At 70.4% G+C, this 17,216-nt stretch carries 14 protein-coding genes and 3 tRNA genes; 8 read left to right on the top strand and 9 right to left on the bottom strand.

The genetic code is table 11. The annotated features are described in order from the left end of the window. The first annotated feature begins 87 nt into the window (after positions 1 to 87). The 3 genes from hrpA (at position 88) to ACIQVT_RS24290 (ending at position 4,580) form a co-directional block, all read left to right on the top strand. Positions 88 to 4,032, top strand: coding sequence for an ATP-dependent RNA helicase HrpA (hrpA, locus tag ACIQVT_RS24300; protein WP_403757640.1), 3,945 nt, complete (start codon positions 88 to 90; stop codon positions 4,030 to 4,032). A 94-nt stretch (positions 4,033 to 4,126) separates the two neighbouring features. Next, positions 4,127 to 4,201 (top strand) — tRNA-Asp (locus ACIQVT_RS24295). 175 nt (positions 4,202 to 4,376) lie between these two features. Beyond that, a complete protein-coding gene (locus ACIQVT_RS24290; protein WP_403757638.1) occupies positions 4,377 to 4,580 on the top strand; it encodes a DUF6274 family protein in 204 nt (67 codons plus the stop codon). A 460-nt stretch (positions 4,581 to 5,040) separates the two neighbouring features. On the opposite strand, the gene bldC is transcribed toward ACIQVT_RS24290, so the two are convergent. Both bldC and ACIQVT_RS24280 read right to left on the bottom strand, forming a co-directional pair. After that, the gene (gene bldC, locus ACIQVT_RS24285) at positions 5,041 to 5,247 is read right to left on the bottom strand and encodes a developmental transcriptional regulator BldC (RefSeq protein WP_003949541.1); all 207 of its coding nucleotides are present in this window, start codon (positions 5,245 to 5,247) and stop codon (positions 5,041 to 5,043) included. Positions 5,248 to 5,788: 541 nt separating this feature from the next. Next, positions 5,789 to 6,631, bottom strand: a complete 843-nt coding sequence (locus tag ACIQVT_RS24280; protein ID WP_403757635.1) for a hypothetical protein — start codon at positions 6,629 to 6,631, stop codon at positions 5,789 to 5,791. A 199-nt stretch (positions 6,632 to 6,830) separates the two neighbouring features. Here ACIQVT_RS24280 and ACIQVT_RS24275 point away from each other — a divergent pair, with 199 nt between their 5' ends. Then, entirely contained in the window at positions 6,831 to 7,937 is a 1,107-nt protein-coding gene (locus tag ACIQVT_RS24275; RefSeq protein WP_403757632.1) for a Leu/Phe/Val dehydrogenase, read from the top strand. 290 nt (positions 7,938 to 8,227) lie between these two features. After that, a complete protein-coding gene (locus ACIQVT_RS24270) occupies positions 8,228 to 8,476 on the top strand; it encodes a DUF3073 domain-containing protein (protein WP_403757629.1) in 249 nt (82 codons plus the stop codon). Between the two features lie 66 nt (positions 8,477 to 8,542). Here the strand turns inward: ACIQVT_RS24270 and purM are convergent, their stop codons facing one another. The 7 genes from purM to purS all read right to left on the bottom strand — a co-directional run bounded on the left by purM (position 8,543) and on the right by purS (position 16,110). Next, entirely contained in the window at positions 8,543 to 9,652 is a 1,110-nt protein-coding gene (gene purM, locus ACIQVT_RS24265) for a phosphoribosylformylglycinamidine cyclo-ligase (protein ID WP_403757625.1), read from the bottom strand. Positions 9,653 to 9,695: 43 nt separating this feature from the next. Then, on the bottom strand, positions 9,696 to 11,225 hold the full coding sequence (gene purF / locus ACIQVT_RS24260) for an amidophosphoribosyltransferase (protein WP_403757622.1): 1,530 nt from the start codon (positions 11,223 to 11,225) through the stop codon (positions 9,696 to 9,698). Between the two features lie 200 nt (positions 11,226 to 11,425). Next, positions 11,426 to 11,881 carry an META domain-containing protein gene (locus tag ACIQVT_RS24255; protein ID WP_403757619.1) on the bottom strand — a complete coding sequence of 152 codons (456 nt, stop codon included), beginning with the start codon at positions 11,879 to 11,881 and terminating at the stop codon, positions 11,426 to 11,428. Between the two features lie 119 nt (positions 11,882 to 12,000). Then, a complete protein-coding gene (locus ACIQVT_RS24250; RefSeq protein ID WP_403757615.1) occupies positions 12,001 to 12,798 on the bottom strand; it encodes a sterol carrier family protein in 798 nt (265 codons plus the stop codon). 116 nt (positions 12,799 to 12,914) lie between these two features. After that, the gene (gene purL, locus ACIQVT_RS24245; protein ID WP_403757612.1) at positions 12,915 to 15,173 is read right to left on the bottom strand and encodes a phosphoribosylformylglycinamidine synthase subunit PurL; all 2,259 of its coding nucleotides are present in this window, start codon (positions 15,171 to 15,173) and stop codon (positions 12,915 to 12,917) included. Beyond that, positions 15,170 to 15,850, bottom strand: coding sequence for a phosphoribosylformylglycinamidine synthase subunit PurQ (gene purQ / locus ACIQVT_RS24240; RefSeq protein ID WP_403757609.1), 681 nt, complete (start codon positions 15,848 to 15,850; stop codon positions 15,170 to 15,172). The genes purL and purQ overlap by 4 nt, the downstream gene beginning before the upstream one ends. Then, a complete protein-coding gene (purS, locus tag ACIQVT_RS24235; protein WP_014673609.1) occupies positions 15,847 to 16,110 on the bottom strand; it encodes a phosphoribosylformylglycinamidine synthase subunit PurS in 264 nt (87 codons plus the stop codon). The genes purQ and purS overlap by 4 nt, the downstream gene beginning before the upstream one ends. Before the next feature lie 333 nt (positions 16,111 to 16,443). Between purS and ACIQVT_RS24230 the strand changes: the two genes are divergently transcribed. The 3 genes from ACIQVT_RS24230 to ACIQVT_RS24220 all read left to right on the top strand — a co-directional run bounded on the left by ACIQVT_RS24230 (position 16,444) and on the right by ACIQVT_RS24220 (position 17,152). Next, positions 16,444 to 16,761 carry an Lsr2 family protein gene (locus ACIQVT_RS24230; protein ID WP_403757605.1) on the top strand — a complete coding sequence of 106 codons (318 nt, stop codon included), beginning with the start codon at positions 16,444 to 16,446 and terminating at the stop codon, positions 16,759 to 16,761. Between the two features lie 167 nt (positions 16,762 to 16,928). Further along, positions 16,929 to 17,000, top strand: a tRNA-Gly gene (locus ACIQVT_RS24225). Between the two features lie 79 nt (positions 17,001 to 17,079). After that, positions 17,080 to 17,152 (top strand) — tRNA-Gly (locus tag ACIQVT_RS24220). The last annotated feature ends 64 nt before the right edge of the window (positions 17,153 to 17,216 follow it).

Raw genomic sequence — 17,216 nt, 5'->3', positions numbered from 1 at the left:
CCGGCCGGCCCCCCCGCGGCACGACCGCCCGTGTCCCGGTCAATTCGTTCGCGTGTCTTTCGGGCGAGGTGCGATCCTGGATGCCGTATGTCTACGCATCCCGCCCCCGCCCTCGGCACCCTCGCCCCCCGCCTGTCCGAGCTGTCGCTGCGCGACGCGCACCGGATCGGCCGGCGGCTGGAGGGCGCGCGCAAGATCCGCAAGCCCGAGGCCCGTGCCGCCGTCCTCGCCGAGATCGACACCGAGATCGCCCGCGCCGAGGTACGGATGGCCGAGCGGCGCTCCCGCGTGCCGGCCGTCACCTACCCCGAGCAGCTGCCCGTCAGCCAGAAGAAGGACGTGATCGCGGACGCCATCCGCGACCACCAGGTCGTCATCGTGGCCGGTGAGACCGGGTCCGGCAAGACGACGCAGATCCCGAAGATCTGTCTGGAACTGGGCCGGGGCGTGCGCGGCATGATCGGGCACACCCAGCCGCGGCGGATCGCCGCCCGGACCGTCGCCGAGCGCGTCGCGGACGAGCTGAAGTCGCCCCTGGGCGAGACCGTCGGCTGGAAGGTCCGCTTCACCGACCAGGTGAACCCGGACGCCACCTTCGTCAAGCTGATGACGGACGGCATCCTGCTCGCCGAGATCCAGACCGACCGCGAGCTGCGCGCCTACGACACGATCATCATCGACGAGGCCCACGAGCGGTCCCTCAACATCGACTTCCTGCTGGGCTACCTGGCGCAGCTGCTGCCCAAGCGCCCTGACCTGAAGGTCGTCATCACCTCGGCGACCATCGATCCGGAGCGTTTCTCCCGGCACTTCGGCGACGCGCCGATCGTCGAGGTCAGCGGCCGGACGTACCCGGTGGAGGTGCGCTACCGGCCGCTCCTGGAGGACGATTCCGAGGACGCCGACCGGGACCCGATCACCGCGATCACCGATGCCGTCGAGGAGCTGATGGCGGAGGGCCAGGGCGACATCCTCGTGTTCCTCTCCGGCGAGCGGGAGATCCGGGACACCGCGGACGCGCTGGAGAAGAAGCGGTACCGGTTCACCGAGGTGCTGCCGCTGTACGCGCGGCTCTCCCACGCCGAGCAGCACCGCGTGTTCCAGCAGCACACCGGGCGCCGGATCGTGCTCGCGACGAACGTCGCGGAGACGTCCCTGACCGTGCCCGGCATCAAGTACGTCATCGACCCCGGCTTCGCCCGGATCAGCCGCTACAGCCACCGCACCAAGGTCCAGCGGCTGCCCATCGAGGCGATCTCGCAGGCCAGCGCCAACCAGCGCAAGGGCCGCTGCGGCCGTACGTCCGACGGCATCTGCATCCGGCTGTACTCCGAGGACGACTTCCTCGCCCGCCCGGAGTTCACCGACGCGGAGATCCTGCGCACGAACCTGGCGAGCGTCATCCTCCAGATGACCGCGGCCGGTCTCGGCGACATCGAGAAGTTCCCCTTCATCGACCCGCCGGACCACCGCAACATCCGTGACGGCGTGCAGCTGCTCCAGGAGCTGGGTGCGCTGGACCCGGCCGAGAAGGACGCGCGCAAGCGCCTCACGGAGACCGGCCGCAAGCTGGCCCAGCTGCCCGTCGACCCCCGCCTGGCCCGGATGGTCCTGGAGGCCGACAAGAACGGCTGTGTCCGCGAGGTCATGGTCATCGCCGCCGCGCTGTCCATCCAGGACCCGCGCGAGCGCCCGGCCGACAAGCAGGCCCAGGCCGACCAGCAGCACGCCCGGTTCAAGGACGAGACCAGCGACTTCCTCGCCTACCTGAACCTGTGGCGGTACGTCCGCGAGCAGCAGAAGGAGCGCGGGTCGTCGTCCTTCCGGCGGATGTGCAAGCAGGAGTACCTGAACTTCCTGCGCATCCGCGAGTGGCAGGACATCTACAGCCAGCTGCGCACGGTCGCCAAGCAGATGGGCATCCACCTCGACGAGGGGGACGCGCCCGGCGACCGCGTCCACCTCTCCCTCCTCGCCGGCCTGCTGTCCCACATCGGGATGAAGGACGTGAAGGACGGCAACAAGAACGAGTACCTGGGCGCCCGCAGCGCCAAGTTCGCGATCTTCCCGGGTTCGGCGCTGTTCCGGAAGCAGCCCAAGTTCGTGATGTCGGCCGAGCTGGTGGAGACGAGCCGCCTCTGGGCGCGGGTCAACGCGAAGATCGAACCCGAGTGGGTGGAGCCGCTCGCCGGTCACCTGCTGAAGCGGACGTACAGCGAGCCGCACTGGGAGAAGGACCAGGCCGCCGTCATGGCGTACGAGAAGGTGACGCTGTACGGCGTGCCGATCGTCGCCCAGCGCAAGGTGAACTACGGCCGCGTCGACCCCGAGGTCTCCCGGGAACTCTTCATCCGCAACGCGCTGGTGGAGGGCGACTGGCGCACGCACCACAAGTTCTTCGCCGACAACCGGCGGCTGCTCAGCGAGGTCGAGGAGCTGGAGCACCGCGCCCGGCGCCGGGACATCGTCGTGGACGACGAGACGCTGTTCGACTTCTACGACGAACGGGTGCCCCAGCACGTCGTGTCCGGCGCCCACTTCGACTCCTGGTGGAAGCGCAAGCGGCAGGAGCAGCCGGACTTCCTCGACTTCGAGCGGGAGATGCTGATCCGGGAGTCGGCGGAGGCGGTCACCAAGGCCGACTACCCGGACACCTGGCGGCAGGGCCAGCTCTCCTTCCGCGTGACCTACCAGTTCGAGCCCGGCGCGGACGCCGACGGCGTGACCGTGCACGTGCCGCTCCAGGTCCTCAACCAGGTCACCGACGAGGGCTTCGACTGGCAGATCCCGGGCCTGCGCGAAGAGGTGGTGACGGAGCTGATCCGCTCGTTGCCCAAGCCGGTCCGCCGCCACTACGTGCCCGCGCCGAACTACGCGAAGGCGTTCCTGGAGCGTGCGGTGCCCCTCCAGGAGCCGCTGACGGTGACCATGGCCCGCGAGCTGAAGCGCATGGTCGGCGTCCCCTTCGAGGCGGAGGACTTCGACTGGGACAAGGTCCCCGACCACCTCAGGATCACCTTCCGGATCGTGGACGAGCGGCGCCGGAAGCTGGCCGAGGACAAGGACCTGGAGGCGCTGAAGCTCCGGCTGAAGCCGAAGGCGAGGAAGGCGCTGTCCCAGGCCGCCGCGGCGACCGCCTCCCGCGAGGGCGGGGAGTCGCTGGAGCGCTCGGGCCTGACCGACTGGACGATCGGCACGCTCACCCGCGTCTTCGAGACCCGCCGGGCCGGACAGCCCGTCAAGGCCTACCCGGCGCTGGTGGACGACGGCGACACCGTCTCGGTCCGCCTCTTCGACACCGAGGCCGAGCAGGCGGAGGCCATGTGGAAGGGCACTCGCCGCCTGATCCTGCGCAACATCCCGGTCAACCCCGGGAAGTTCGCCTCGGACCGGCTGACGAACCAGCAGAAGCTGGCCCTGTCCGCGAATCCGCACGGTTCCGTGCAGGCCCTGTTCGACGACTGCGCGACGGCCGCGGCGGACAAGCTCGTCGCGGACTTCGGCGGGCCTGCGTGGGACGAGGAGTCGTACCGCAAGCTGTACGACAAGGTGCGCGCGGAGATCGTGGACACGACCGTCCGCACGGTCGCCCAGGTGCAGCAGGTCCTGGCCGCCTGGCAGGCCTGTGAGCGCCGCCTGAAGGCCGTCTCCAGCCCGGCGCTGCTCGCCAACCTCACGGACGTGCGCAAGCAGTTGGACGCCCTCGTGAAGCCCGGCTTCGTGACGTGGGCGGGCATACGCCGGCTGCCGGACGTGCTGCGCTACCTCGTGGCCGTCGACCGGCGCCTCCAGCAGATGCCGACGGGTGTCCAGCGGGACACCACGCGCATGGAGAAGGTCCACGAGATGCAGGACGAGTACGCCTGGCTCCTGGAACAGCTCCCGAAGGGCCGCCCGGTGCCGTCCTCCGTCCTGGACATCCGCTGGATGCTGGAGGAGTTGCGAGTGAGCTACTTCGCCCACGCGCTGGGCACGGCGTACCCGGTCTCCGACAAGCGGATCCTGAAGGCGATCGACGCCGCCGCCCCGTGACGGCGCCCGTGCGGAGGGTGAGTTCGACCAGGACCCTCACCCTCCTGTACAGTCCTTCTCGCAGCGCAACGCAGCAGCAAGCGCCGCAAAACCTGGTCCTGTGGAGCAGTTTGGAGTGCTCGCCACCCTGTCAAGGTGGAGGCCGCGGGTTCAAATCCCGTCAGGACCGCATCGAGGCCGAGGCCCGTTTCCCGCGAGGGAGGCGGGCCTCGGCCGTTTCCGTGGGTCCGCGGTACGGATCCGGCCGCCGCGGGCCCGAACGGCGCGCGGTCTTGACGGCGCCGCCTTCCCTCGGTACCCAAGGAGCAGGGTTCCGTCCTCCCGTGCGGCCCCGGAGGTGGCGTATGGCGGCTTCGGTCAGGCACGAGACGCGGGCGCTCCTGAGGGCGCACCTGGCGGCCGCCTCGTCGTTCGGGCATCTCACCCGCCACTGCGCCGTCTGCCACCGCCTGCTACGGCTGGCGATGGACTCGGGCCCGGGAGGCCGGGAGGGCGAGGACGAGGGCGGCCGGCGGACGGTCGCGGACGAGGACCCCCGGCCCGCCTGACGCCTGCCGACCCCAACCCCCGTACGGGCGTGGGACGCTGAGGCGCGCGCCGCCTCTAGCGCACGCATGCCGGGAGCGACAAGCGTCCCGCCGTGTGACGGGAGTCACCGCATGAGTTTTTGAAACGGCGGTACTTAACCCCTTCATACAACGGGTCGATTTAATATGTGCAATTGCACCGGCTCCGAGAGACCCGCACAGCCGGTTCCGACAGGCCTCCCCAGACTCCGACAAGGACGCGCACGACCCCGCGCCCCGGCCCGTCGCGCGCACAAAAAAATCGCGCTGGACTCGGCGGAGTCCAGCGCGATCGACGACACACCCGGTACGGCTTGCCTGCGATGCTCTGTTCGGCTGGGGCGTGGGCCCTGTTGGGGCAGGTCCCGCGTCGCTTGTAGCTGTGGCCCCGGGCGCCCCGGCCGGTTGGGGGACCGACCGTCTTGCCCGGTTATGGAGTTGTTCAGGCCTCGCTGCGCTGCTGCGGGATGCCCGCGAGCAGTGCGCGGACCTCGGCCTCGCGGTAGCGGCGGTGCCCGCCGAGCGTGCGGATGGAAGTGAGCTTGCCGGCCTTCGCCCACCGCGTGACCGTCTTGGGGTCGACACGGAACATGGTGGCGACCTCAGCCGGGGTCAGCAGCGGCTCGGCATCAGGGGTGCGAGCGGTCATGAGCGGCCTCCTCGGGAGAACCGAACCTTCTCGGTTCTTTCCTCTAAATTCTGCACCTTGACCCGCGTTGCCCGAAATGGCGGACGCGAGTCGAGTCGGTTATAGGACGAACGGCTTGTCCTCGGCACTACAACTACACCATCTGTCCAGCCGCGTCGGCCAAACCGATGGAATTGCCCTCCCAGGTGTTCATCAGCGACGGATGCCGATGGACCGTGCCATAGCGGACAGTCACGCCACTGTGACGATCAGTCACAGCGGCGATCAGAGGTCACCAGACCCCCCAAAGCTTACAAAGCGGAGAATCCGCCCACGATCGAGCATAGTTGGACGGAAGGAGCCCTCCCCGGACTCCTTGTCCTATTTTGGCATGAGGAGTGGCAAGAGGCGCAAGGGCCGGGTAAGTGCCGTCCATCACCCTTGGGACGAAAGTCCAGATCTGAACCAACGTCCCGTCAGATGGACCAAGTGCGTAGACCGTACGTCGTGCGCGGCGGTTTGGGCCGTGACCTACGTCACTCAGTTCGAATTCGGTCCACGCTCAGTTCGCGGAACGCCGGCTCCGCACCGTCCGCCACCGCTCCGTCAGCCGCCCGTACGCCTCCCCGGCCGCCGCCCCGTCGCCCCGGCGCAGCGCCTCGATCCCGGCGGCCACGTCCGCCGCCGAGCGGTCGGACTCCAGCTCGCCGGCGGGCAGCACGTGCACCAGGCCGCCGTAGTCCAGCTCGACCAGCGAGCGCGGGTGGAACTCCTCCAGCCAGCGGCCCACGTCCAGCAGGCCGTCGATCAGCGGCCCCTCCTCGACGGTGTCCCGCAGCGTGCGCAGCGCCCGCGCCACCCGGCGCCGGGCCTGCACCATCGGCGTGCGGTAGCGCAGCACCGGCGGCACCTCGGCGCTCCCCTCGTCGTACCGGCGCTCCGCGTCGGAGACCAGCACGAACCAGTGCAGCGGCACCTGCCAGGTCGCCGTCCGGATCCACGGGCGGGCGTCGGGGTTGCGGGCGAGCCAGCGCTCGTGGTCCTGGGCGGCCTGGCGGCGCACCAGGGGCGGCAGCACGGCGTCCAGCACCGTCGGCGGCAGCTCGCCGGGCAGTTCCTCCAGGGCCTGCCAGCCGCGCAGCCGGGTCCGCCACGGGCAGACGCACACCACCCCGTCCACCTCCAGCACGAAGGCGTCGGCGCTCTCGTGCACCGGGACCGCGACCGGCGGGGTGGGCAGCAGGGAGGCCAGGGAGCGGCGCAGCTCGTCCTGGTAGGAGGGGCGGTCGGGGCGGCGGGCGTAACGCTCCCAGTGGGCGCGTTCCGCGTCCGGGAAGGCGCCCAGCGGCTCGTACACGCGCAGGTACGTGGCGTAGGGGACGTCCACCGAGTACACCTTGCCCACGCCTGCTCCCTCCCCAGCGGGTACGGCTCGGAACCACTGCGCATCGTGCCACGCCGATGCGTGCGCCGAGGACCCGGCAGAGTGATCCTGAACACTGCGCGGATGGTGCTCGGGCGGAGGCTCTACCCTCATGCCACGGCACCCCGCCACCCGTACGGGGTCCGACCCCACTCGCCGCTCTTTCACAGGAGTCACCACAGTGACCGACGTAACCGGCGCGTCTGCTGATGTCCTGCACACCCTGTTCCACTCGGACCAGGGCGGCCATGAGCAGGTCGTGCTCTGCCAGGACCGCGCCAGCGGCCTCAAGGCCGTGATCGCCATCCACAACACCGCCCTGGGCCCCGCCCTCGGCGGCACGCGCTTCTACCCGTACGCCAGCGAGGCCGAGGCCGTCGCCGACGCCCTGAACCTCGCCCGCGGCATGTCGTACAAGAACGCCATGGCCGGTCTCGGCCACGGCGGCGGCAAGGCCGTGATCATCGGTGACCCCGAGCGCGACAAGAGCGAGGCGTTGCTCCTCGCCTACGGCCGCATGGTCGCCTCGCTCGGCGGGCGCTACGTCACCGCGTGCGACGTCGGCACGTACGTCGCCGACATGGACGTGGTGGCCCGCGAGTGCCGCTGGACCACCGGCCGCTCCCCCGAGAACGGCGGCGCCGGCGACTCCTCCGTGCTCACCGCCTTCGGCGTCTACCAGGGCATGCGCGCCTCCGCCCAGCACCTGTGGGGCGACCCGTCGCTGCGGGGCCGCAGGGTCGGCGTCGCCGGGGTCGGCAAGGTCGGTCACCACCTCGTCCGGCACCTGCGTGACGAGGGGGCCGAGGTCTGGGTCACGGACGTGCGCGCGGACGCCGTCCGGCGGATCCTCGACCAGTACCCCGAGGGCGTGACGGCCGTCGGGGACACCGAGGCGCTGATCCGGACCGAGGGCCTGGACATCTACGCCCCCTGCGCGCTCGGCGGGGCCCTGAACGACGACTCCGTGGGCGTGCTCACCGCCCGGGTGGTCTGCGGGGCCGCCAACAACCAGCTCGCCCACCCCGGGGTGGAGAAGGACCTCGCCGACCGCGGGATCCTCTACGCGCCGGACTACGTGGTGAACGCCGGCGGGGTCATCCAGGTCGCCGACGAGCTGCACGGGTTCGACTTCGAGCGGTGCCGGGCGAAGGCGGCGAAGATCTTCGACACCACGCTGGCCATATTCGCTCGTGCGAAGGAGGACGGCATCCCGCCGGCCGCCGCGGCCGACCGGATCGCCGAGCAGCGCATGGCCGAGGCCCGCGCGGGTGGCGTCGTACAGTGAGGCGATCGAACGGATGAGCGGTACCCGTCGGTGGGGGCGTGGAGAGAACGGTCACTTCCCTCGGCGGGTCGTTCGTTCAGAACTGGTTAAAATCGTCACTGACCAGCGAGGAAAGGGCTCCTCGGCGGTCCTGGGCACCGACGCGTACCGCGGGCGACGTACCGTATGGGCGCGGGCTCAGGTACCGTGGAAGCCCTACGGACCGGGTTCTCCGCGGAGAGTCCGTGCCGGAACATGAACGCGTGTCAGACTCTGGGGCCGTCGAGCCCCGTCGTTGAGGGGGTCGAGCCATGGGGCGCGGCCGGGCCAAGGCCAAGCAGGCGAAGGTTGCCCGTCAGCTGAAGTACAACAGCGGCGGGACTGACCTCTCACGCCTGGCCGAGGAGCTGGGCGCATCGACGTCGAACCAGTCGCGGAACGGCGACCGTTTCACGGACGATGAGCACGACGACGACCTGTATGCACGGTACGCCGACCTCTATGAGGACGACGACGACGAAGAGGACGAGGACTCCTCCCAGCATCGTCGCGGCGCTTGACCTTGCACGGACCAGTCCGGTCGGTGGCGCAGCCACCGACCGGATTTCGTGCTGTCCGCGCGGGGGTCAGCCGGCGTAGTCCCCGACCAGCTCCGCGCCGGTCGTCCGCCCGTCGCGGCCGGTGATCTCGCCGGCCACCCACGCCTCGACGCCCCGGTCGGCCAGGGTCGCCAGCGCCACGTCCACGGAGTCCTGCGGGACGATCGCCATCATGCCGACGCCCATGTTCAGGGTCTTCTCCAGCTCCAGGCGCTCGACGTTGCCGGCCGCCCCGACCAGAGAGAAGACCGGGCCCGGGGTCCAGGTGGAGCGGTCGACCACGGCGTGCAGGCCGTCCGGGACCACCCGGGCCAGGTTGGCGGCCAGACCGCCGCCGGTGATGTGGCTGAAGGCGTGCACATCGGTGGTGCGGGTGAGCGCCAGGCAGTCCAGCGAGTAGATCTTCGTGGGCTCCAGCAGCTCCTCGCCCAGGCTCCGGCCCAGCTCCGCGACCTCGGTCTCCAGGGTCATCCCGGCGCGGTCCAGCAGCACGTGCCGGACCAGGGAGTACCCGTTCGAGTGAAGTCCGGAGGACGCGATGGCGATCACGGCGTCACCGTCGCGGATACGGTCCGCGCCGAGCAGCCGGTCGGCCTCCACGACGCCCGTACCGGCGCCGGCGACGTCGAAGTCGTCCTCGCCCAGCAGACCCGGGTGTTCGGCCGTCTCGCCGCCCACCAGGGCGCAGCCGGCCAGCACACAGCCCTCCGCGATGCCCTTGACGATCGCGGCGACCCGCTCGGGGTGGACCTTGCCGACGCAGATGTAGTCGGTCATGAAGAGCGGCTCGGCGCCGCACACCACGATGTCGTCCATGACCATGGCGACCAGGTCGTGGCCGATGGTGTCGTAGACGCCCAGGCGGCGCGCGATGTCGACCTTGGTGCCGACGCCGTCCGTGGCGGACGCCAGCAGCGGGCGCTCGTAGCGCTTGAGGGCGGAGGCGTCGAAGAGACCGGCGAAGCCGCCGATGCCGCCCAGCACCTCGGGGCGCCGGGTCTTCTTCACCCACTCCTTCATCAGCTCCACCGCGCGGTCGCCCGCCTCGATGTCGACGCCGGCGCTCGCGTAGCTGGCACCGTCCGCGGCGGACGGGGCGGCCTGCGGGGCACGCTGATGAAAACCACCAGAAGACATGACCTTGAGAACTTTCGTGTCGTACCGCGTGGAACAGCGGGGATTACGGGCGGCGGATCGCGTCGGTCGCGGCCGTGGCGGCCGGGCCCGCGGCCAGCTCCGTCTCCAGCAGCTGCTTGCCGAGCAGCTCCGGGTCCGGCAGGTCCATCGGGTACTCGCCGTCGAAGCAGGCGCGGCACAGGTTCGGCTTGGCGATGGTGGTCGCCTCGATCATGCCGTCGATGGAGATGTAGGCCAGGGAGTCGGCGCCCAGGCTGGTGCCGATCTCCTCGATGGTCATGCCGTTGGCGATCAGCTCCGCGCGCGTGGCGAAGTCGATGCCGAAGAAGCAGGGCCACTTCACGGGCGGGGAGGAGATCCGGATGTGGACCTCGGCGGCGCCCGCCTCCCGGAGCATGCGGACCAGGGCCCGCTGGGTGTTGCCGCGCACGATCGAGTCGTCGACGACGACCAGGCGCTTGCCCTTGATGACTTCCTTCAGCGGGTTCAGCTTCAGGCGGATGCCCAGCTGCCGGATGGTCTGCGAGGGCTGGATGAAGGTCCGGCCGACATAGGCGTTCTTCACCAGACCGGCGCCGAAGGGGATGCCGGAGGCCTCCGCGTAGCCGATGGCGGCCGGAGTCCCGGATTCCGGGGTCGCTATGACCAGATCGGCCTCGGCGGGCGCTTCCTTGGCCAGCCGGCGGCCCATCTCCACCCGGGAGAGGTACACGTTCCGGCCGGCGATGTCGGTGTCGGGACGGGCCAGGTACACGTACTCGAAGACACAGCCCTTGGGCTTCGCTTCGGCGAACCGGGAGCTGCGCAGGCCGTTCTCGTCGATGGCGACGAACTCGCCCGGCTCGATCTCCCGCACATAGCTGGCGCCGCAGATGTCGAGGGCGGCGGACTCCGAGGCGACCACCCAGCCGCGCTCCAGCCGGCCGAGGACCAGCGGACGGATGCCCTGCGGGTCGCGGCCGGCGTAGAGGGTGTGCTCGTCCATGAAGACGAGGGAGAACGCGCCCTTGACCTTCGGGAGGACCGCGTGGGCGGCCTCCTCGATGGTCAGCGGCTTGCCGTCCTCGTCGACCTGGGCGGCCAGCAGGGCCGTCAGCAGGTCGGTGTCGTTGGTGGCCGCGACCCGGGTGGAGCGGCTGTTGTTGTCGTTGGGCAGCGCGGCGACCATCTCGGCGAGCTGCGCCGTGTTGACCAGGTTGCCGTTGTGCCCGAGCGCGATCGAACCGTGCGCGGTGGCACGGAAGGTCGGCTGGGCGTTCTCCCACACGGAGGCACCGGTGGTCGAGTAGCGGGCGTGTCCGACCGCGATGTGGCCCTGGAGGGAGCCGAGAGAGGTCTCGTCGAAGACCTGGGAGACCAGGCCCATGTCCTTGAAGACGAGGATCTGGGAGCCGTTGCTGACCGCGATACCCGCGGATTCCTGACCCCGGTGCTGGAGGGCGTAGAGCCCGAAGTACGTGAGCTTTGCGACCTCTTCACCCGGCGCCCAGACACCGAAGACGCCGCAAGCGTCCTGGGGGCCCTTCTCGCCGGGAAGCAGATCGTGATTGAGTCGACCGTCACCACGTGGCACGCCACCGAGTGTAGGCGAGATCGACCACTGGTCCGAATTGGGGATCGTGTCGGTTGCCGAGAACGCGGATGCGATCACTTTGGGTGTTTCCGCGTTTCCCCAGGTCACAGCGGTGGGCTAGCAGCGCCCGGCCGGGCGGGCCGGGTCGCGGGGGGCCGTCGGACGGCTTTTCGCCCCGTGCGCGAGTGAGGTGACGCACATCAGGTCGGCGCGTGTCGGCTGAGGTGGACCCGGTCGCCGTCGCCGCCGGTGAGCGTGGCTTTCGCCCCGTCGGTCCGGGCGACGAGCGTGCCGGTGGTCAGGGCGCGCGCGAGGGCGCGCTCGAACTCCATCCGGGTCGGGGCGCAGGCCATCCGGGTCGTGCGCAGGTCGCCGATGGTGATCCGGTCGCCGTGCACGGTGGCGCGGGCGCTGAAACGGTTGCAGCCGAGGTTGCCGGCCGCCCTGCCGTCCTCGTCGACGCGGAGGCGGGCGGTGGCGGGCGCGTGCCGGGTCGTGCCGCCGACGGTGATGCCGTCGACCCGCCAGTCGATCCCGGTCACCGGCTGCTGGGCGCTCACCGCTCCACTGTCCCCCGCCGCGCCGCCACAGGCCACCGTGAGCGGGAGCAGGACGGCGACCGCCATCGAGGACGCGTATCGCTTGTACCGGTTCATACCGTTTCGACGGCCGGACGGCACGGACGGTTCCCCGCTCGGCCCGCTCCGGTGGACCGGGGGACGCTCGCGCCGGTGGACGGGCAGACGCCCGTTCCGGTGGACCGGGGACGCCCGGGCTACGACATGAGCGGCAGGAGCCCCGCGAGGTCCGCCCGCTCCCCGCTCGCGGCGACCTTCGCCCCGGCCAGCGCGTCGGCCCAGGACAGCCGCCCGGTGGCCAGCCTGATCCAGGTCAGCGGATCGGTCTCCACGACGTTCGGCGGCGTGCCGCGGGTGTGCCGGGGGCCCTCGACGCACTGCACCACGGCGAACGGCGGCACCCGCACCTCGGTGGAGCCGCCGGGCGCCTTCACGGCGAGGGCGTCGGCCAGCAGCCGGGTGGCGGCGGCCAGGGCCTGCCGGTCGTGGGGCACCTCCAGGCCCGGGACGGCGGCGTTGAGGTCGTCGGTGTGGACGACGAGCTCGACGGCGCGGGTGACGAGGTAGTCGTCCAGCGGCAGGGCGCCCGCGTTGGTCTCCAGGAGCCGGCCGCCGGGGTGCGCGGCGAGCAGGGCGCGCAGGGTGTCCCCGACGTCGGCGAGGTAGACGTCGAGGTCGGGGTGGTCCGCGGCGACGTTCCGGGTGAAGTCGGCGATGGCCGCGGAGTTCGCGGCGGTGGCGAAGGGCCACTGGACCACCTGGACGTCCTGCCGGGGCGGGGCGGGCCGGTCCAGGGCGCGGTGGACGGCCGTGACGGCCATGCCGATGTGCGCGATCAGGTCCCGTACGGTCCAGTCGCCGAGCCGGGTGGGCAGGGCGAGCCGCCCGGGCTCCAGACCGCGCACGGCCTCCCGTACGGCGTCGAACTGGGCGAGGACCGCGGCGCGGGTCCTGGCGGGGTCGTAACTGCGGGCACGCTTCCTGGCCGGTGGCATGGGAGCGACCCTAAACCCGCCGGCACCGGGACTTCAGCGGGTTTCCCGCGGCCGCCGTCCCAGGAGTGCGTGCGGACGCCCGGCCCGGGCCGGGCAGGGCGTCCGCCGGGGCCGTACTACGCCAGCAGCGCCGGGATGGTGTTCTCGTGGGCCTCGCGGAGTTCGTCGAGGGTGAGGGTGAACTCGCCCTGCACCTCGACGGTGTCCCCGTCCACGACACCGATCCGGGTGACCGGCAGGCCACGCGCACCGCACATGTCGTTGAAGCGGACCTCCTCCGAGCGCGGCACGGCGACGACCGCGCGGCCGGCCGACTCCGACAGCAGGAAGGTGAAGGCGTCCAGGCCGTCGGGGACGACCAGGCGGGCGCCCTTGCCGCCGAGCAGCGCCGACTCGACCACGGCCTGGACCAGGCCGCCGTCGGACAGGTCGTGCGCGGAGTCGATCATGCCGTCGCGGGAGGCGGAGATCAGGATCTCCGCCAGCAGCCGCTCCCGCTCCAGGTCGACCTTGGGCGGCAGGCCGCCCAGGTGGTCGTGGACCACCTGGGACCAGGCCGAGCCGCCGAACTCCTCACGGGTGTCGCCGAGGAGGTAGAGCAGCTGGCCCTCCTCCTGGAAGGCGACCGGGGTGCGGCGGGCGACGTCGTCGATCACGCCGAGGACGGCCACGACCGGGGTCGGGTGGATCGCGGCCTCACCGGTCTGGTTGTACAGCGAGACGTTGCCGCCGGTCACGGGCGTGCCGAGCTGACGGCAGCCGTCGGCGAGCCCGCGCACGGCCTCCGCGAACTGCCACATGACCGCCGGGTCCTCCGGCGAGCCGAAGTTCAGGCAGTCGGAGACGGCCAGCGGCTTGGCGCCGGTGGTCGCCACGTTCCGGTAGGCCTCGGCCAGGGCCAGCTGGGCGCCGGTGTACGGGTCCAGCTTGGCGTAGCGGCCGTTGCCGTCGGTCGCGATCGCGACGCCGAGCCCGGTCTCCTCGTCCACGCGGATCATGCCGGAGTCCTCCGGCTGGGCGAGGACGGTGTTGCCCTGCACGAAGTGGTCGTACTGGGACGTGATCCACTTCTTGGAGGCCTGGTTGGGGGAGCCGACCAGCCGCAGGACCTGGTCCTTGAGCTCCTCGGCGGTCTCCGGGCGGGGCAGCTTGTTGGCGTCGTCCGCCTGGAGCGCGTCCTGCCAGTCGGGGCGCGCGTAGGGGCGCTCGTAGACCGGGCCCTCGTGCGCGACCGTGCGCGGGTCGACGTCGACGATCTTCTCACCGTGCCAGAAGATCTCCAGCCGGTCGCCGTCGGTCACCTCACCGATGACGGTGGCGATGACGTCCCACTTCTCGCAGATCTCCAGGAACCGGCCGACCTTCTCCGGCTCCACGACCGCGCACATGCGCTCCTGCGACTCGCTCATGAGGATCTCCTCGGGCGAGAGCGTGGAGTCGCGCAGCGGGACGTCGTCCAGCGTCACGCGCATGCCGCCGGAGCCGTTGGAGGCCAGCTCGGAGGTGGCGCAGGACAGGCCGGCCGCGCCCAGGTCCTGGATGCCGACGACCAGCTTCTCGCTGAACGCCTCCAGGGTGCACTCGATGAGCAGCTTCTCCTGGAAGGGGTCGCCGACCTGCACCGCGGGCCGCTTGGACGGCTTGGCGTCGTCGAAGGTCTCGGAGGCCAGGATCGAGGCGCCGCCGATGCCGTCGCCGCCGGTCCGGGCGCCGTACAGGATGACCTTGTTGCCCGTGCCGGAGGCCTTGGCGAGGTGGATGTCCTCGTGCCGCATCACTCCGATGGCACCGGCGTTGACCAGCGGGTTGCCCTGGTAGCAGGCGTCGAAGACGACCTCGCCACCGATGTTGGGCAGGCCCAGGCAGTTGCCGTAGCCGCCGATGCCCGCGACCACGCCCGGCAGGACGCGCTTGGTGTCGGGGTGGTCGGCGGCGCCGAAGCGCAGCGGGTCCACGACCGCGACCGGGCGGGCGCCCATCGCGATGATGTCGCGGACGATGCCGCCGACGCCCGTGGCCGCGCCCTGGTAGGGCTCGACGTAGGACGGGTGGTTGTGCGACTCGACCTTGAAGGTGACCGCGTAGCCCTGGCCGACGTCCACGACACCGGCGTTCTCGCCGATGCCGACGAGCATGGCGTCCGACTCGGGCGCCTTCTCGCCGAACTGGCGCAGGTGAACCTTGGAGGACTTGTACGAGCAGTGCTCGGACCACATCACCGAGTACATGGCGAGTTCGGCGCCGGTGGGGCGGCGGCCGAGGATCTCCACCACCCGCTCGTACTCGTCCTTCTTCAGGCCCAGCTCGGCCCAGGGCAGCTCGACGTCGGGGGTCTCGGCCGCGTGCTCGACCGTGTCCAGAGGCGTCCGGCTCATGCGTTGACCAGCTTCTTGAGGATCGAGGTGAAGAAGGGGAGGCCGTCGGTGCGGCCGGTGCCGACCAGCGGCTCCACGGCGTGCTCCGGGTGCGGCATGAGCCCCACGACGTTCCCGGCCTCGTTGGTGATGCCGGCGATGTCGCGGAGCGAGCCGTTCGGGTTGAAGTCCAGGTAGCGGAAGGCGACCCGGCCCTCCGCCTCCAGCTTGTCCAGCGTGTACGTGTCGGCGACGTACCGGCCGTCCATGTTCTTCAGCGGGATGTGGATCTCCTGGCCGGCGCGGTAGTCGCCGGTCCAGGCCGTCTCCGCGTTCTCCACCCGCAGCTTCTGGTCGCGGCAGATGAAGTGGAGGTGGTCGTTGCCGAGCATGGCGCCCGGGAGGAGGTGGGCCTCGGTGAGGATCTGGAAGCCGTTGCAGATGCCGAGCACCGGCAGCCCGGCCCTGGCCTGTTCGATCACGGACTCCATGACCGGCGAGAAGCGGGCGATGGCGCCGGCCCGCAGATAGTCGCCGTAGGAGAAACCGCCGCACAGGACGACCGCGTCGACCTGTTTGAGGTCCTTGTCCTTGTGCCACAGGGCGACCGGTTCGGCGCCCGCCAGACGGACCGCGCGCCGGGTGTCCTGGTCGTCCAGGCTGCCCGGGAAAGTGACGACGCCAATACGAGCGGTCACTTGGCCGCCTCCGCGACTTCGTCCACCCGGACGGTGAAGTCCTCGATCACGGTGTTGGCGAGGAAGGATTCCGCAAGATCGCGGATGCGGGCGAGCGCGGCCTCGTCGACCGGCCCGTCAACTTCCAGTTCGAAACGCTTTCCCTGACGTACGTCCGAGATCCCCTCGAAACCCAGGCGCGGCAGCGCACGCTGGACCGCCTGGCCCTGGGGGTCGAGGATCTCCGGCTTGAGCATGACGTCGACTACGACGCGTGCCACTGGCACTCCCGGTGTGTGGTGCTGAGCAGGTCCCTTCAGACTACCCGCACAAAATTTCTACGCGAGTAGAGTTGGAGGAAACTACGTGAGGCGCATCACGATCGGGTGTCGAAGCCACCCGCCCGCGAAAAGTTCTGGGAAAGTTCGACCATCCCCGCGATCCGTCTATTGCGCTCGGACACGCGGGCGGATTTAGTCGGGCTTCACTTTGCATTGCCGGGCGCGGTACATTTGCATTGCCGGGCACCATACAAATGAATTGGCAATAGCCGATACCCGGCACGTCGTCGGCGATGAGCTGTATCGACGTGCCGCACGAAGGGACCGATATTCGTGGCGCAAAAGGTCGTGGTCACTCTCTTCGACGACATCGACGGCTCGGAAGCGGCGGAGACGATCGCCTTCGGACTCGACGGCCGGTCGTACGAGATCGACCTGAACGAATCCAACGCCAGGAAACTGCGCAAGGCGCTCGCGCCCTACGTGGAGGCCGGCCGCAAGCGGTCGCGGTCCGGCAAGGCGTACAAGCAGACGGAGGTCGCCCCCGATCCGGCGGCCGTCCGCGCCTGGGCCCAGGCCAACAAGATGGACGTCCCCGCACGCGGGCGCATCCCGAAGAAGGTCTACGAGGCGTTCAGCGCCGCGCAGTGAGCCCGTGCGGGGGGTGCGTCCTCGGGGTCCGTCAGCGGGTCCTGAGGAACGGGCACTTGGGGCGAACCGGGTCACGAGGGGAGCCGACTTGCGCTACCCCCCCGCCGATCGGCTAATGTCTGGGACACGCCGAGGGGCGAGGCCGAAAGGCCGGATCCCGAGGACACGCGGGTGTAGTTCAGTAGTAGAACATCCCCCTTCCAGGGGGAAGGCGCAGTGTGCAATTCCTGTCACCCGCTCTGCACCGCCGACACGACCACCATGGTGGATCGGGTAGGCTGGTGCCGCACCGATCGGTGGGAGCCGGTCGGGGGCAGTGCGGACGTAGCTCAGTTGGTAGAGCGCAACCTTGCCAAGGTTGAGGTCGCGAGTTCGAGCCTCGTCGTCCGCTCGGTGAGAAGGCCCCGGTCCAGTGGACCGGGGCCTTCTCGTTGTCCGGTCCCCTCCCGGCGTCC

It is taken from the genome of Streptomyces sp. NPDC100445, from assembly GCF_044759735.1.
GTDB lineage: Bacteria > Actinomycetota > Actinomycetes > Streptomycetales > Streptomycetaceae > Streptomyces.
This window is presented reverse-complemented; position numbering and strand designations above follow the sequence as displayed.

What these genes read in the sequence shown, in the direction of transcription:
- purL (WP_403757612.1), bottom strand. Translation starts at nt 15,173, where the DNA reads ATGAGCCGGACGCCTCTGGACACGGTCGAGCACGCGGCCGAGACCCCC.
- ACIQVT_RS24270 (WP_403757629.1), top strand. Translation starts at nt 8,228, where the DNA reads ATGGGGCGCGGCCGGGCCAAGGCCAAGCAGGCGAAGGTTGCCCGTCAG.
- bldC (WP_003949541.1), bottom strand. Translation starts at nt 5,247, where the DNA reads ATGACCGCTCGCACCCCTGATGCCGAGCCGCTGCTGACCCCGGCTGAG.
- purM (WP_403757625.1), bottom strand. Translation starts at nt 9,652, where the DNA reads ATGTCTTCTGGTGGTTTTCATCAGCGTGCCCCGCAGGCCGCCCCGTCC.
- ACIQVT_RS24250 (WP_403757615.1), bottom strand. Translation starts at nt 12,798, where the DNA reads ATGCCACCGGCCAGGAAGCGTGCCCGCAGTTACGACCCCGCCAGGACC.
- ACIQVT_RS24255 (WP_403757619.1), bottom strand. Translation starts at nt 11,881, where the DNA reads ATGAACCGGTACAAGCGATACGCGTCCTCGATGGCGGTCGCCGTCCTG.
- ACIQVT_RS24290 (WP_403757638.1), top strand. Translation starts at nt 4,377, where the DNA reads ATGGCGGCTTCGGTCAGGCACGAGACGCGGGCGCTCCTGAGGGCGCAC.
- hrpA (WP_403757640.1), top strand. Translation starts at nt 88, where the DNA reads ATGTCTACGCATCCCGCCCCCGCCCTCGGCACCCTCGCCCCCCGCCTG.